The sequence below is a fragment of the Pseudoalteromonas espejiana DSM 9414 genome (assembly GCF_002221525.1).
GTDB lineage: Bacteria > Pseudomonadota > Gammaproteobacteria > Enterobacterales > Alteromonadaceae > Pseudoalteromonas > Pseudoalteromonas espejiana.
The window spans coordinates 1972661-1988608 of sequence record NZ_CP011028.1 but is presented as its reverse complement, the minus strand read 5'-3'; the positions used below and the strand labels follow the sequence as shown (position 1 = coordinate 1988608).

The following is a 15948-nucleotide window of genomic DNA, read 5'->3' as shown; positions in this document are numbered from 1 at the left end:
TTATCCTAAATTAGTCTAATAGAGCAATCGATTCTTTAAGTGAATTGATGAAAATATCAACATCTTGCACGGTGTTATAAAAGGCAAAGCTGGCGCGAACGGTTCCGTTTAAGCCTAAATGAGCCATTAATGGCTGTGTACAATGATGGCCACTTCGAACAGCAACCCCAAAACCGTCAAGCAAAGTTGCCAAATCATAAGGGTGCTCGCTTTTATAATTAAAACTTAACGTACCAATGTTATGACTAAGGTCACTGTAAATAGTAATTCCCTCTATTTTACTCAGTTCGTTAGCGGCATACTTAAATACAGTTTGTTCGTGCTGCTGCAATTGCGCAAAATTTAACGAGCTTAAATAATTAATAGCAGCAGCAAAACCAATCACACCGGCAATATTAGGGGTGCCTGTTTCAAATTTTGCTGGGGCGCTGCGGTATGTACTTTTTTCTAAGGTAACTGTTTGAATCATTTCGCCCCCAGTTTGATAGGGCGTTAGTGTATTTAGTAGTTCATAACGGCCATACAAACCGCCTACACCGGTTGGGCCAAGCATTTTATGGGCAGAGAATACGTAAAAGTCACAATTTAATGCTTTTAAATTTGGTCGTAAATGCATAGCCCCCTGAGCACCATCTACAATAATTAATGTGCCAACTGCTTTTGCGGCGCTTATTAAAGGGGCTAAATCAGTAATATTGCCTAATGTATTTGATGCTTGGCTAATGCATAACACTTTAGCTTTAGTTTGCTTTATGTATTTAACACAGTTGTCAGTATTAAATGACCCGTTTTTCTCCAGCGGCAATACAGATAACGTAGCCCCAGTGTTTTGTGCGACAACTTGCCAAGGGACGATATTTGCATGATGCTCTAAAGGGGTGATTATTATAGTGTCTGATTGATTTAATTGGTTTTGTAAGCCATATGCTAATAAATTTAGCGCTTCGGTAGCGCCTTTTGTCCATACAATTTCATTTGCTTGAACATGAAAGTAATTAGCTATATTTTCACGCGCTTGCTCATATTGCGCTGTTGCAGCTTCACTTAACGCATGGCGCCCTCTGTGAACGTTTGCGTTGCTTTGGCTATAAAACTTTGTTGTGGCATCTATAACTGCTTGAGGCTTTTGTGATGTTGCACCAGAGTCTAAATAAACGAGCGGGTTACCGTTTACGCTTTGGTTTAAAGTTGGGAAGTCTTTACGTATTGTTTTTATATCAAACTCTAAAACAGGCATGGCTATTCTACATCTATAAAATTAGGCAGGAATTGTAATGTGTTTATTTAAATTGACAAGCTTGAGCAATAAAAAAGGCCGCAAAAGCGGCCTTTTAATACTTACAAATGCGTATTAGCGCTTGTCAGTAGATACGAAGTCACGTTGAGTGTAACCCGTGTACATTTGACGTGGGCGGCTGATCTTATGACCAGGTTGAGATAGCATCTCATCCCAATGCGTGATCCAACCAACAGTACGTGCCATTGCAAAGATTACAGTGAACATGCTTGTTGGAATACCAATCGCTTTTAAGATAATACCTGAATAGAAATCTACGTTAGGGTATAGTTTCTTCTCAACAAAGTATGGGTCTTCAAGTGCAATTTGCTCAAGTTTCATTGCAATATCTAGCAGTGGATCTTGAATATTAAGCTCTTCTAAAACTTCGTGACACGTTTGGCGCATTACTGTAGCGCGTGGGTCGAAGTTTTTGTAAACGCGGTGACCAAAGCCCATAAGGCGGAATGGGTCAGCTTTGTCTTTCGCTTTTGCTACGTATTCATCAATACGGTCAACTGAACCAATCTCTTCTAACATGTTTAAACATGCTTCGTTTGCACCGCCGTGAGCAGGGCCCCAAAGAGATGCAATACCCGCAGCGATACATGCATATGGGTTAGCGCCAGATGAACCAGCTAAACGTACTGTAGACGTAGAAGCGTTTTGTTCATGATCTGCATGAAGCATGAAGATTTTATCCATTGCTTTAGCAGTCACTGGGTTAACTTTATATTCTTCAGCAGGTACAGAGAACATCATATGTAGGAAGTTTTCTGCATAGCTTAAATCGTTGCGTGGATATACAAACGGTTGACCAATGTTTGTCTTGTAAGCCATCGCAGCAATTGTTGGAAGCTTAGCAACAAGCTTAACAGCGCTTGTTTTACGTTGGTTTGCATCAGTGATATCAAGATCTTCATGGTAGAAAGAAGATAATGCACCTACTACGCCACATAGCATTGCCATTGGGTGAGCGTCGAAACGGAAACCTTGGAAAAAGTTAGCAATTTTTTCGTCAAGCATAGTGTTATGCGTGATTTCTTTTGCAAACGAATCGTATTGCTCTTTAGTTGGTAACTCACCATTTAATAGTAAGTAACAAAGCTCGATGTAGTTAGAGTCTTCAGCTAATTGCTCAATTGGGTAACCGCGGTGAAGTAATACACCTTTACCACCATCAATGTAGGTGATTGCAGATTCACAAGAACCAGTCGACATGAAACCTGGGTCATAAGTAAAGTGACCATGTGAACCGAGCGTACGTACGTCGATTACATCTTGGCCAGCAGTGCCTTGATAAATTGGAAGTTCGATTGGATCTAGCCCATCAATTTGGACTGTGGCTTTTTTATCTGCCATCTATGTATCTCCTATTAAGATATCTATTCTGATTTTTAGATTTTAAAGTTCTGAAATCTTGTTTTAAGCACATCTTCGCATTTTAACGTGAAAGAGGGGTATAAAGTCAATTTTTATAAACATTATGCATATATGTATAATAAATATTCGGTATTAATTAAATATTATACTATTGGCTAATTCGCAAACGTCTCTAACTAAACAAGAATTGTAAAACAACCTTTGGGTATATATACTATCGGAGGTTTCAAACCGCTTTGTATTTAGGTAAACATATTTTTACAGCGTAATTTTTGCAGTTTTGTGAACTTTTGCTGTATTGACACGTTTACTTTGATAGTTCCACCAGAAATTTTGGTGGGTTTTAGAAAAACAAGTAGATGAGCTCCACTGTGGGCAAGATGGGCAAGTAACTGTGAAAAAGCAAAGACCTGTAAATCTAGATCTAACAACTATATCTATGCCGGCAACGGCTAAAGCATCAATTTTTCACCGCGTCACCGGTGTTGCATTATTTTTTGCTTTAACGTTTGTCATTTGGGCTTGGTCTGAGTCTCTTTCTTCAGCTGAAGGTTTTGAATTCGTCAAGGGTCTGTTTAGCGGATTCATTGCCAAATTCATAGCTTGGGGCACACTTTCTGTATTGGGTTATCACCTTATTGGTGGTATCCGTCACATCATTATGGATATGGGCCACTGGGAAGAACTTGAATCAGGTAACCTTAGCGCTAAAATTGCAATGGCACTTGGCGTTGTATTTGCCGTATTGGCAGGGGTGTGGATATGGTCTTAAATCAAGCAACTCTTAAACGTGATGGTGTACAAGATTTCGTATCTTTACGTACCACGGCACTAGTAATTACCGCATACGCGATTTTTATTATTGGCTATTTTTTAGCAACGCCAGAAGTCACTTTCGAAGCCTGGACAGGCCTCTTCTCTAATTTAGCAATGAAGGGTTTTACCTTAATTACCCTAGTTTGCATGATGGTTCATACCCGCATTGGCCTTTGGCAAGTTTTAACGGACTACGTTAAAAACGCTAAACTACGCGCTGTTTTAGGCTTTGTATTAAACCTGATGGCCGTTGCTTACGTAGCTATTGGTCTAATCGTTTTATGGGGTGTTTAAGTGAAATATTCTGTTCGTGAATTTGACGCCGTAGTAATTGGTGCAGGTGGTGCAGGTATGCGCGCCGCTCTTGCCATTACTGAATCTGGCAAAACGTGTGCATTAATATCTAAAGTATTCCCAACACGCTCACACACTGTATCAGCACAGGGTGGTATTACAGTAGCGCTTGGTAATTCACACGAAGATAACTGGGAATGGCATATGTACGATACCGTTAAAGGTTCCGATTTTATCGGTGACCAAGACGCTATTGAATACATGTGTCAAACTGGCCCAGAAGCTATTACTGAATTAGAAAACATGGGTTTACCATTTTCTCGTTTTGAAAATGGCCGTGTTTACCAACGTCCTTTCGGTGGTCAATCGAAAAACTTTGGTGGTGAGCAAGCCGCTCGTACAGCAGCTGCAGCTGACCGTACTGGTCACGCTTTATTACACCTTCTTTACCAACAAAACGTTAAAAACCAAACAAATGTATTCTCTGAGTGGTATGCACTTGATTTAGTTAAAAACGATAACGGTGATGTAGTAGGTTGTACTGCAATTGAGATTGAAACAGGTGAGATCACTTTCTTCAAATCAAAAGCTGTTGTTCTTGCAACTGGTGGTGCAGGGCGTATTTTTGCCTCAACTACTAACGCACACATTAATACTGGTGATGGCGTTGGTATGGCAGCCCGTGCTGGTGTTGCTATGCAAGATATGGAAATGTGGCAGTTCCACCCAACGGGTATAGCGGGTGCAGGTACACTTGTAACTGAAGGTTGTCGTGGTGAAGGTGGTTATCTTTTAAATAAAGATGGCGAGCGCTTCATGGAACGTTATGCACCAAACGCAAAAGACTTAGCGTCTCGTGATGTTGTTGCACGTTCAATGATGACTGAAATCCGTGAAGGTCGTGGTTGTGATGGTCCTTGGGGTCCTCACCTTAAGCTTAAACTTGACCACTTAGGTGAAGAAACGCTTAATCTACGTCTTCCAGGTGTATGTGACCTTGCTAAAACATTTGCACACGTTGACCCTGCAAAAGAGCCAATTCCAGTAATACCAACTTGTCATTACATGATGGGTGGTGTTCCTACAAACGTAAATGGTCAAGCGCTACAAATCGATGCCAACGGTAACGAAAAAGTAGTTGAAGGCTTATTTGCTGTTGGTGAAATTGCATGTGTATCTGTACACGGTGCAAACCGTCTAGGTGGTAACTCACTACTTGATTTAGTTGTATTTGGCCGTGCGGCTGGTAACTTCTTAGGTAAATACCTTAATGAAGTTGAAATTACTAAAGCACCGTCAGCATCTGATATTGATGCGTCACTTGCTCGCTTTAACCGTTGGGAAAATTCAACGGCTGGCCAGGGTGAAGATCCAGTTCAAATCAAAAAAGACCTACAACAATGCATGCAGCTTAACTTCTCGGTATTCCGTGAAGGTGACTCTATGGCTACAGGTCTTAAAGAGCTTAAAGAAATTCGTGAACGTCTGCAGCATGCACGTCTTGATGATAAATCATCAGACTTCAACACGCAGCGTATCGAATGTCTTGAACTAGACAACTTAATGGAAACAGCTTACTCAACTGCAGTAGCTGCAAACTTCCGTACTGAAAGCCGTGGTGCACATTCTCGCTTTGACTACCCAGATCGTGATGACGAAAACTGGTTATGTCACTCAGTATTTAATCCGGTAACAGATGAAATGAGCAAGCGTGAAGTAAACTACGCGCCTAAGACGCGTGAAGCGTTCCCACCTAAAGCACGTACCTACTAGGAGCGAGACGATGGCACAAGTACAATTTTCAGTTTATCGTTACAATCCGGATGTTGATAACGCACCTCGTATGCAAGAATATACTTTGCAAACAGAGGAAGGTCAGGACATGATGGTATTGGATGCACTTTTACTTTTAAAAGAGCAAGATCCAACATTATCATTCCGTCGTTCATGCCGTGAAGGCGTGTGTGGCTCTGATGGCGTTAACATGAATGGTAAAAATGGTTTAGCGTGTATTACGCCGCTATCTACGCTGCAAAAAGGCGGCAAGGGTACAATTGTAATTCGTCCTTTACCAGGTTTACCTGTGGTACGTGACCTTGTTATTGACATGAGTCAGTTCTACACTCAGTACGAAAAAGTTAAACCATACCTAATTAATGATCAGCCAGCGGCTGGTGAGCGTCTTCAGTCAATTGAAGAACGTGACAAATTAGATGGGCTTTACGAGTGTATTTTATGTGCATGTTGTTCGACATCGTGTCCTTCGTTCTGGTGGAATCCAGACAAGTTCATTGGTCCAGCAGGCCTTCTTCATGCTTACCGTTTCTTGGCTGATAGCCGTGATACGGCAACTGAAGAACGTTTAGCAGACCTAGACGATGCATTCAGTGTGTTCCGTTGCCACAGTATCATGAACTGTGTTAGCGTTTGTCCTAAGGGTCTTAACCCGACCAAAGCAATTGGACAAATTAAATCTATGTTATTAAACCGCGCGGTTTAATCACTTAGTAACGTAAGATGGCTAATATTTTTATTAGCCATCTTGTTATGACAACTATTAATTTCTGCGCTAAAGAAAAGGGCTTATAAATGCACGAAGGTGTGATGAAGGCATGGCTAGAATCTTCACATTTAAACGGCGGTAACGTTGCTTATGTAGAAGAGCTTTATGAAGCGTATTTAGATGATGCGACTTCTGTGCCAGAAGAATGGCGAGAAGTGTTCGAACAACTACCAAAAGTAGATGGTGTGGATGTTGAAGTAAAACATTCAGAAGTTCGTTCACAGTTTGCGGCGCTTGCAAAAAACAAGCATAGAGAAGTAGTGGTAGCAGAGGGTAGTGGCGGTGACCTTAAACAGGTTAAAGTACTACAACTTATTAATGCTTTCCGCTTTCGAGGACACCAAAATGCTAACCTAGATCCACTAGGCATTTGGGAGAGAGAGCGTGTTCGAGATTTAGAGCTAGAATACCACGACCTATCTAAAGCTGATTTTGACCGCGAATTTAACGTAGGATCGTTTGCCGTAGGCCGCGATACTATGCCTTTAGGTGAACTATACCAAGCACTTAAAACCACATATTGTGGTTCTATTGGCGCTGAGTATATGCACATCACATCAACAGAAGAAAAACGTTGGTTACAACAGCGTTTAGAGTCTGTTCAATCACGACCAACTTTTTCTAAAGAAGAAAAACTGCGTATCCTTAAAGGATTAACCGCAGCAGATGGTCTTGAAAAATATTTAGGTGCAAAGTTCCCTGGTGCTAAACGTTTCTCACTGGAAGGTGGTGATGCGTTGGTTCCTATGCTTAAAGAACTTATCCACCGTGCTGGCGAAAGCGGGCAAAAAGAAGCTGTTATTGGTATGGCTCACCGTGGTCGCTTAAATGTGCTTGTTAATGTTTTAGGTAAAAATCCATCAGAATTATTTGATGAGTTTGCTGGTAAACATAAAGAAACATTAAGTTCAGGTGATGTTAAATACCACATGGGTTACTCATCTGACTTTGCTACCAAAGGTGGCAATGTACATATGGCGCTTGCGTTTAACCCATCTCACCTAGAAATTGTTAATCCAGTAGTTATGGGCTCAGTAAGAGCACGTTTGGACCGTTTAGGTGATAGCTCTGGTAGCAAAGCACTTCCAATCACTATCCACGGCGACTCGGCTATTACTGGCCAAGGTGTTGTACAAGAAACATTTAACTTGTCACAAACCAACGCCTTCTCATGTGGTGGTAGTATTCGTATTGTTGTAAACAACCAAGTTGGTTTTACTACATCAAAACAAGACGACGTACGTTCTACAGATTACTGTACTGACATTGCAAAAATGGTTCAGTCGCCTATCTTCCATGTTAATTCTGACGATCCAGAGGCTGTTGCGTTTGTTACACAACTAGCACTTGATTTTAGAAACCAGTTTAAACGTGACGTAGTAATCGATTTAGTATGTTACCGTCGCCATGGTCACAATGAAGCTGATGAGCCTAACGCAACACAGCCTCTTATGTACCAAAAAATTAAAAAACATGCGGTTCCGCGTTTAATATACGCAGATCAACTTATGTCTGAAGGCTCATTCACTGAAAGTGAAATTAAAGCACTAGCCGATGACTACCGTAATGGCTTAGATGATGGTAATTGTGTTGTTGAAGAAATTCAGCCAGAAACATCACACTCTTCAGATTGGGCAAAATATGTTGGCCATGAGTGGAGCGTTGATTACGATGCAAGCGTACCCGTTGAGCAATTAAAAGCGCTTGGCGAAAAAGTTGCACAATACCCTGAGCAGTACAAAGCACAATCGCGTGTTAAAAAGATTTACGATGACCGTAAATTGATGGCAAACGGTGAAAAACCACTTGATTGGGGTATGGCTGAAACATTAGCTTATGCAACAATTGCATCTGAAGGCACAGATATTCGCCTTACAGGTCAAGATTCTGGCCGTGGTACTTTCTTCCACCGTCACGCTGTAGTTCACAGCCAGGCAGATGGCTCTACTTACCTACCTCTTCAAAATTTAAGTGAAGAACAAGGTACGTTTGAAGTTTTCGATTCTGTATTGTCTGAAGAAGCAGTACTTGCTTTTGAGTACGGTTATGCCACTGCAGAGCCTACATCATTAGTACTTTGGGAAGCCCAGTTTGGTGACTTCGCAAATGGTGCACAAGTGGTATTTGACCAGTTTTTAAGTTCTGGTGAGCAAAAGTGGGGTCGCTTATGTGGCTTAACGTGTTTGCTACCACATGGTTATGAAGGCCAAGGTCCTGAGCATAGCTCAGCACGCTTAGAGCGCTTTTTACAGCTTTGTGCCGATCATAATATGCAAGTATGTGTTCCTTCAACACCTGCACAAGTATATGCAATGCTTCGTCGTCAATCAGTTAGACCACTTCGTCGTCCACTGATTGTAATGACTCCAAAATCATTACTTCGTCACCCACTTGCTGTATCTTCGCTTGAAGAGCTTTCTGAAGGTGTTTTCCATAATATGATCGACGAAATCGATGATATTAACCCTGAGAAAGTAGAACGCGTGGTATTTTGTAGTGGTAAAGTTTACTACGAGCTATTACAAGAGCGCCGTAAACTTGAGCAAGATAACGTTGCTATTGTACGTGTTGAACAATTATACCCGTTCCCACATGCAGAAATGGACACGATTATGGAACGTTACCAACACGTTACTGATTTTGTTTGGTGTCAGGAAGAGCCACAAAACCAAGGTGCATGGTATTGTTCACAACATCACTTTATTGATGCAATCCCACAAGGTGCTAAATTAACTTACGCAGGTCGTAAAGCGTCAGCATCACCAGCGTGTGGTTACATGTCAGTACATACTAAAGAACAACAAGCGCTCGTTGCAGACGCGCTTACTATACAAAATAAAGGATAAGCAATGAGCACAGAAATTAAAGTTCCTGTTCTTCCTGAGTCGGTTGCAGATGCTACCGTTGCTACATGGCATGTAAGTGTAGGCGACAAAGTTAGCCGTGATCAAAACTTAGTAGACATTGAAACAGATAAAGTGGTTTTAGAAGTTGTAGCACCAAATGACGGTGTAATTACTGAAATATCACAAGAAGAAGGTGCAACGGTACTTGGCGATCAAGTAATCGGTTTACTTGGTGATGCTGATGCAGCACCAGCAAGTGACAGTGCTCCAGCTAAAGAAGAAGCGGCACCTGAAAAATCAGAAGACGCGCCGGCGGCGCAATCAGCTCCAGCATCAGAAGGTAAAGAAGTGGACATTAAAGTACCTGTACTTCCAGAATCAGTTGCAGACGCAACAATTGCTACATGGCATGTACAACCAGGTGAAGCGGTAACTCGCGACCAAAACTTGGTAGATATTGAAACTGATAAAGTTGTTCTTGAAGTAGTAGCTCAAGAAGACGGTATCATGGGTGAGCAACTAAACGCTGAAGGCGATACAGTACTTGGCGAACAAGTAATTGGTAACGTTAAAGCAGGTGGTGCACCAGCTGCTCCTGCAGCAAAAGCGGAAGAAGCACCAGCAAGTGATTCAAGCGATAGCTCAGATGTGTTAACGCCATCTGTACGTCGTCTAATCGCTGAGAAAGGCCTTGATGCATCTAAAATCAAAGGCACTGGCAAAAACGGCCGTGTAACTAAAGAAGATGTAGACTCTTTCTTAAAAGCGCCTGCACCAGCAGCTAAGAAAACTGAAGCTGCGGCTCCAGCTGCACCTATGGGTGACCGTACACAAAAACGCGTACCTATGACTCGTTTACGTAAAACCATTGCTAATCGTTTATTAGAAGCGAAAAACTCTACAGCAATGTTAACAACGTTTAACGAAGTAAACATGAAGCCAATTATGGATCTTCGTAAGCAATACCAAGAAGTGTTTGAAAAACGCCACGGTATTCGTTTAGGTTTCATGTCGTTTTATGTTAAAGCGGTAACTGAAGCACTTAAGCGCTTCCCAGATGTAAACGCATCAATTGATGGCGATGATATTGTTTACCACAATTACTTTGATATCAGCATTGCTGTTTCTACTCCTCGCGGTTTAGTTACACCAGTTCTTAAAGATTGCGATAAGTTATCGGTTGCTGAAATCGAAAAAGGTATTCGTGAATTAGCACTTAAAGGTCGTGACGGTAAACTTACTCTTGACGATATGACTGGTGGTAATTTCACAATTACTAACGGTGGTGTATTTGGTTCATTACTATCTACCCCTATTATTAACTTACCGCAGTCTTCAATTTTGGGTATGCACAAAATTCAAGAACGCCCAATGGCAGTAAATGGTAAAGTTGAAATTCTTCCTATGATGTATTTGGCGCTATCTTACGATCACCGCCAAATCGATGGTAAAGAATCTGTTGGTTTCTTAGTAACAATTAAAGAGTTACTTGAAGATCCAACACGCTTATTGCTAGATGTTTAATCTAGTTGTATGAAATCTAAGCTGTGAATGATAATTCACAGCTTTTTTTTTGCGCCTTTAGTGTTACTGGGGTTTTCATGTTAAGCCTTGGGATCTATACTAAGTGCGCAATTTGGGATAGCTGTTTATTTGCATAAATATTCAGCTCTTTTAGTATAAAAAATTGGATAAAGCATCATGAATTTGCATGAGTATCAGGCAAAACAACTTTTTGCCGAATATGGTTTACCAGTTTCTCAAGGTTTCGCTTGCGATACACCTGAAGAAGCTGCAGCAGCTGCCGAAAAAATTGGCGGTGATATGTGGGTTGTTAAGACTCAGGTTCACGCAGGTGGCCGTGGTAAAGCTGGCGGTGTTAAGCTAGTTAAAACTATCGAAGAAGTAAAAGAATTCGCTGCTAACTGGTTAGGTAAAAACTTAGTTACTTACCAAACAGACGAAAATGGTCAGCCTGTTGCTAAAATTTTAGTAGAAAGCTGCACAGATATCGCTAACGAATTGTACCTAGGTGCAGTTGTTGACCGTGCTTCTCGCAAAGTTGTTTTCATGGCGTCTACTGAAGGCGGTGTTGAAATTGAAACTGTTGCTGAAGAAACTCCAGAGCTAATTCACAAAGCTGAAATCGATCCATTAGTGGGTCCTCAAGCTTACCAAGCACGTGAGTTAGGCTTTAAATTGGGTCTTAACCCTACACAAATGAAGCAGTTCGTTAAGATCTTTATGGGTCTTGGCAACATGTTCAACGATTTTGATTTCGCACTACTTGAAATCAACCCGCTAGTAATCACAGACGAAGGTAACCTTCACTGTCTTGACGGCAAAATCGGTATCGATGGTAATGCACTTTACCGTCAACCAAAAATCCGTGAAATGCACGATCCATCTCAAGAAGATGCACGTGAAGCACACGCAGCAAGCTTTGAGCTTAACTACGTAGCACTAGACGGTAACGTTGGTTGTATGGTTAACGGTGCAGGCCTAGCAATGGGTACTATGGACATCGTAAACCTACACGGCGGCAAGCCAGCTAACTTCCTAGATGTTGGTGGCGGCGCAACTAAAGAACGTGTTTCTGAAGCATTCAAAATCATCCTTTCTGACGATAACGTAAAAGCTGTTTTAGTTAACATCTTTGGTGGTATCGTACGTTGTGACATGATTGCTGAAGGTATCATTGGCGCAGTTAAAGAAGTAGGTGTAAACGTGCCTGTAGTTGTACGTTTAGAAGGTACTAACGCTGAACTTGGTCGTGACGTTCTTAAGAACTCAGGCCTTGATATCATCGCTGCTGAATCACTAACAGACGCTGCTGAGAAAGTTGTAGCTGCTGCGGAGGGCAAATAATGTCTGTATTAATCAATAAAGATACAAAAGTTATCTGTCAAGGTTTCACTGGTGGCCAAGGTACTTTCCACTCTGAGCAAGCGCTTGAGTACGGTACACAAATGGTTGGTGGTGTTAGCCCAGGTAAAGGCGGTCAAACGCACCTTGGTCTTCCAGTATTCAACACAGTACGTGATGCAGTACAAGAAACTGGCGCAACAGCTTCAGTTATCTACGTACCAGCACCTTTCTGTAAAGATGCAATCTTAGAAGCTATTGATGCTGGCATCGAGCTAATCGTTTGTATCACTGAAGGTATCCCAACACTAGACATGGTTGACGTTAAAGTTAAGCTTGATAACTCTGGTGTTCGTATGATCGGTCCTAACTGTCCAGGTGTTATCACTCCGGGCGAAACTAAGATTGGTATCATGCCTGGTCATATCCATAAGCCTGGTAAAGTAGGTATTGTTTCTCGCTCTGGTACTTTAACGTACGAAGCTGTTAAGCAAACTACAGATGCTGGTTTTGGTCAGTCTACGTGTGTTGGTATTGGTGGTGATCCAATCCCAGGTACTAACTTTATCGACGTTTTAGAAATGTTCGAAAAAGACCCACAAACTGAAGCAATCGTAATGATTGGTGAAATTGGTGGTACTGCAGAAGAAGAAGCTGCAGAGTACATCAAAGCTAACGTAACTAAGCCTGTTGTTTCTTACATTGCTGGTGTAACTGCACCAGAAGGTAAGCGTATGGGTCACGCTGGCGCAATCATCGCAGGCGGTAAAGGTACTGCTGATGAAAAATTTGCTGCACTAGAAGCTGCTGGCGTACAAACTGTACGTTCACTTGCTGATATCGGTAAAGCACTTAAAGAGAAAACAGGCTGGTAATCAGTACTGTTAATCTTTAAAAAGGCTCGCATTTGCGAGCCTTTTTGTTATTAATTTACAAATTAGTACGGATAACTAATATGCTGAAAAAACCGCACTAATAAATCTTGTCGTTCTTTATTTATAGCAAGCTCTGAGCACAGTACATGAATTGCCTTTTCTACTTGATTCATAAAGCGCCCGTAGCCCATTTCGTGCTTATCTTTTTGGCTTGCAACAATAACAAAATGGAGTGTTTCAACAAGCTTTGCTCCATCGAAAAAAATAGTTAGTTGTGTTGATTCATCCTCTGTATCAAAGCTTAACTTTTGTAATTCGCTATTTCCCTGCGTTTTATCTATTTTTCTATTTCGTATTATGGGTATTGCCCCATTTGCAACCATAGCACCGTGAGTCAGCCCATTGTTTTTACAAGTAGCTTCAAAAGCTTGAGCAAAGTAATTATAAAACTCGCTGTAATTATTGTTATTAATTAAGCTTTGAAATTGTGTTTTAATAGCTCGTGAAACAGGAATAGAGAAGGTCGCGTAAGTCATTTCTGCGTGCTTAGCTGGTATTTTACAGTTACGTGCTAAATACCTTGGGTAAAGGCTTCTTAATTTGTAGCCATAGCTTTGATTACAGCCCTTACTTTTAGCGAATAAATCGTATGTTAAATGTTGATGGTCTCGTAATTTAAATTGAGGTTGCTCAATAAATAATTGAGTTTGTAAGTTATCCAACACTTTTTGAACACGAGAATGAAATTGCGCTGAGCTTGCTCTTAAATCTTCTCCGGTTGCTAAAAACAATAAACGGATTTTTTTACTTTTTACTTGTGAAGTGTAATGAAGTTTATGGGCCTCGTGATAGCGAGGGTTATAAAAAAATAACATCTGCTTTGCTGTTTCTAATTGATACGCCTCGTCATGAAAGCGCACAACAGGTAACTTATCATTGGCCAATACATGTACATTATGTAATTCGTATTCATCACAGCTTGCAAAGAGTTGCTTAGCAATGCGCTCATAGCAGCAATCTATATTATTAAAGCTGTTATAGAATGTTTCTTTAGGTGTAATTTCAGCGAGTAAATAGTGGTTAGCACGTGCGTTGGTCGCAATATATACTCGGTGTTGGGTAGAACTTGCCATCGTCGAATCCTTTTAATGAGCTTAAGTTCAGATACTATAAAATGCTTTGATGACTCAAATATTGCGCTAAAACAATTTTTAGCAATAAACTAATGCAACATTGCCACAATAACTAGAATAAAGGCGCATCTAGTGCTGTATGTTAGTGTTTGTTTTTGTAATAATGCATTAGTTTTGTTATCACAAATATTCAGAGGATCGCACTCCTATGGCGGAAATTGAGAATCGCCCAAGTAACTTTATTAGAACCCGAATTGATGAAGATTTAGCAAGTGGAAAACATGCGACTACGCATACCCGTTTTCCTCCTGAACCAAATGGCTTTTTACATATTGGCCATGCAAAATCAATTTGTTTGAATTTTGGTATCGCAAAAGATTACGATGGTTTATGTAACCTACGTTTTGATGATACAAACCCAGAAAAAGAAGATATTAACTACGTTAATTCAATCAAAGAAGACGTTCAGTGGTTAGGCTTTAACTGGACTGGCGACATTAAGTATTCGTCAAACTACTTTGATACATTATACGGCTATGCTGTAGAGCTTATTGAAAAAGGGTTAGCTTACGTTTGTTTTTTAACAGCCGACCAAGCACGCGAGTACCGTGGAACGTTAAAAGAGCCGGGTAAAAATAGCCCATACCGTGACACTTCAGTTGAAGAAAACCTAGCCTTATTTGAAAAAATGCGCGCTGGTGAATTCAAAGAAGGCGAGTGTGTTCTGCGTGCTAAAATTGATATGGCGAGCTCATTTATGGTGCTACGCGATCCAATTATTTACCGTGTTCGTTTTGCTCACCACCACCAAACAGGTGATAAGTGGTGTATTTACCCAATGTACGACTTTACGCATTGTATTTCTGATGCGCTAGAGGGTATTACACACTCTTTATGTACGCTAGAGTTTCAAGACAACCGTCGTTTATATGACTGGGTGCTTGATAACATTAGCCTTGAGTGTCATCCACAACAAATTGAGTTTTCTCGTTTAAACCTTGAATACACAATTATGTCTAAGCGTAAGCTAAATGACTTAGTGGTAAATAATTTTGTAGAAGGGTGGGATGACCCGCGTATGCCTACCATTGCCGGTTTACGTCGTCGTGGTTATACCCCAGCTTCAATTCGTGAGTTCTGCTTACGCATTGGTGTAACCAAGCAAGAAAACATGGTTGAAATGGGAATGCTTGAAGCCTGTATTCGTGATGATTTAAACGAAAACGCGCCGCGCGCCATGGCTGTACTTGATCCAGTGAAAGTGGTTATTGAAAACTACGAAGCTGACAAAGTTGAAACCTTATCTGTAGCTAATCACCCAAATAAAGAAGAGATGGGGCGTCGTGACGTACCATTCACACGTGAGCTATACATAGAGCGTGAAGACTTCCGTGAAGAGGCTAATAATAAGTTTAAACGCTTAGTACTCGATAAAGAAGTGCGTTTACGTGGTGCTTACGTAATTAAGGCTGATCGTGTAGAAAAAGATGAAAATGGTGAAATTACCACTATTTTCTGTAGCTATGACCCTGAAACTTTAGGCAAAAATCCAAGTGACGGCCGCAAAGTAAAAGGGGTTATCCATTGGGTATCTGCTCCTGAGTCGGTAACTGGCGAAGTGCGTTTGTACGACCGTTTATTCAATGTGCCAAACCCAGCAGCGGCAGAAGAGTTTGAAACAACGTTAAACCCAGATTCACTTGTGGTACTTGAAAACGCCAAGCTTGAAGCGTCACTTGCAAGTGCACAGCCTGCGCAAGGTTTCCAGTTTGAGCGTACGGGTTATTTTGCTCGCGATACAAAATCAGAAGCCTTAGTATTTAACCAAACGGTTGGCTTAAGAGACTCTTGGGCTAAAATTAACAAGTAACGCTTCATAACGTTTTATAATACCAAT

General features: G+C 41.1%; 12 protein-coding genes. 9 read left to right on the top strand and 3 right to left on the bottom strand.

From position 1 onward, the window contains the following. Positions 1-10: 10 nt before the first annotated feature. Both PESP_RS09100 and PESP_RS09095 read right to left on the bottom strand, forming a co-directional pair. A complete protein-coding gene (locus tag PESP_RS09100) occupies positions 11-1237 on the bottom strand; it encodes an aminotransferase class V-fold PLP-dependent enzyme (RefSeq protein WP_089347749.1) in 1227 nt (408 codons plus the stop codon). A 114-nt stretch (positions 1238-1351) separates the two neighbouring features. Then, positions 1352-2638 carry a citrate synthase gene (locus PESP_RS09095; RefSeq protein ID WP_089347748.1) on the bottom strand — a complete coding sequence of 429 codons (1287 nt, stop codon included), beginning with the start codon at positions 2636-2638 and terminating at the stop codon, positions 1352-1354. A gap of 415 nt (positions 2639-3053) precedes the next feature. On the opposite strand from PESP_RS09095, the gene sdhC reads away from it, so the two are divergent. The 8 genes from sdhC to sucD all read left to right on the top strand — a co-directional run bounded on the left by sdhC (position 3054) and on the right by sucD (position 12918). Next, the gene (sdhC, locus tag PESP_RS09090; protein WP_084554498.1) at positions 3054-3431 is read left to right on the top strand and encodes a succinate dehydrogenase, cytochrome b556 subunit; all 378 of its coding nucleotides are present in this window, start codon (positions 3054-3056) and stop codon (positions 3429-3431) included. Then, positions 3422-3769, top strand: a complete 348-nt coding sequence (sdhD, locus tag PESP_RS09085) for a succinate dehydrogenase, hydrophobic membrane anchor protein (RefSeq protein ID WP_004586684.1) — start codon at positions 3422-3424, stop codon at positions 3767-3769. Before sdhC ends, sdhD begins: the two co-directional genes overlap by 10 nt. Next, on the top strand, positions 3770-5542 hold the full coding sequence (gene sdhA / locus PESP_RS09080) for a succinate dehydrogenase flavoprotein subunit (RefSeq protein WP_089347747.1): 1773 nt from the start codon (positions 3770-3772) through the stop codon (positions 5540-5542). 10 nt (positions 5543-5552) lie between these two features. Beyond that, positions 5553-6269: a succinate dehydrogenase iron-sulfur subunit gene (locus tag PESP_RS09075; protein WP_004586682.1), complete on the top strand. Its 717-nt coding sequence runs from the start codon at positions 5553-5555 to the stop codon at positions 6267-6269. A gap of 89 nt (positions 6270-6358) precedes the next feature. Next, positions 6359-9178, top strand: a complete 2820-nt coding sequence (sucA, locus tag PESP_RS09070; protein WP_089347746.1) for a 2-oxoglutarate dehydrogenase E1 component — start codon at positions 6359-6361, stop codon at positions 9176-9178. 3 nt (positions 9179-9181) lie between these two features. Beyond that, positions 9182-10702: a 2-oxoglutarate dehydrogenase complex dihydrolipoyllysine-residue succinyltransferase gene (odhB, locus tag PESP_RS09065; protein ID WP_089347745.1), complete on the top strand. Its 1521-nt coding sequence runs from the start codon at positions 9182-9184 to the stop codon at positions 10700-10702. Positions 10703-10879: 177 nt separating this feature from the next. Beyond that, positions 10880-12046: an ADP-forming succinate--CoA ligase subunit beta gene (gene sucC / locus PESP_RS09060; protein ID WP_004586679.1), complete on the top strand. Its 1167-nt coding sequence runs from the start codon at positions 10880-10882 to the stop codon at positions 12044-12046. Continuing rightward, entirely contained in the window at positions 12046-12918 is an 873-nt protein-coding gene (gene sucD, locus PESP_RS09055) for a succinate--CoA ligase subunit alpha (RefSeq protein WP_089347744.1), read from the top strand. The genes sucC and sucD overlap by 1 nt, the downstream gene beginning before the upstream one ends. 62 nt (positions 12919-12980) lie before the next feature. Here the strand turns inward: sucD and PESP_RS09050 are convergent, their stop codons facing one another. Continuing rightward, entirely contained in the window at positions 12981-14051 is a 1071-nt protein-coding gene (locus PESP_RS09050; protein WP_089347743.1) for a DUF3083 family protein, read from the bottom strand. A gap of 208 nt (positions 14052-14259) precedes the next feature. Here PESP_RS09050 and glnS point away from each other — a divergent pair, with 208 nt between their 5' ends. Next, entirely contained in the window at positions 14260-15921 is a 1662-nt protein-coding gene (glnS, locus tag PESP_RS09045; protein ID WP_089347742.1) for a glutamine--tRNA ligase, read from the top strand. The last annotated feature ends 27 nt before the right edge of the window (positions 15922-15948 follow it).

Bases quoted from the DNA above. Each gene is read 5' to 3' on its own strand.
- PESP_RS09100 (WP_089347749.1), bottom strand. From the start codon at position 1,237: ATGCCTGTTTTAGAGTTTGATATAAAAACAATACGTAAAGACTTCCCA.
- PESP_RS09095 (WP_089347748.1), bottom strand. From the start codon at position 2,638: ATGGCAGATAAAAAAGCCACAGTCCAAATTGATGGGCTAGATCCAATC.
- sdhD (WP_004586684.1), top strand. From the start codon at position 3,422: ATGGTCTTAAATCAAGCAACTCTTAAACGTGATGGTGTACAAGATTTC.
- PESP_RS09075 (WP_004586682.1), top strand. From the start codon at position 5,553: ATGGCACAAGTACAATTTTCAGTTTATCGTTACAATCCGGATGTTGAT.
- sucA (WP_089347746.1), top strand. From the start codon at position 6,359: ATGCACGAAGGTGTGATGAAGGCATGGCTAGAATCTTCACATTTAAAC.
- odhB (WP_089347745.1), top strand. From the start codon at position 9,182: ATGAGCACAGAAATTAAAGTTCCTGTTCTTCCTGAGTCGGTTGCAGAT.
- sucC (WP_004586679.1), top strand. From the start codon at position 10,880: ATGAATTTGCATGAGTATCAGGCAAAACAACTTTTTGCCGAATATGGT.
- sucD (WP_089347744.1), top strand. From the start codon at position 12,046: ATGTCTGTATTAATCAATAAAGATACAAAAGTTATCTGTCAAGGTTTC.
- PESP_RS09050 (WP_089347743.1), bottom strand. From the start codon at position 14,051: ATGGCAAGTTCTACCCAACACCGAGTATATATTGCGACCAACGCACGT.
- glnS (WP_089347742.1), top strand. From the start codon at position 14,260: ATGGCGGAAATTGAGAATCGCCCAAGTAACTTTATTAGAACCCGAATT.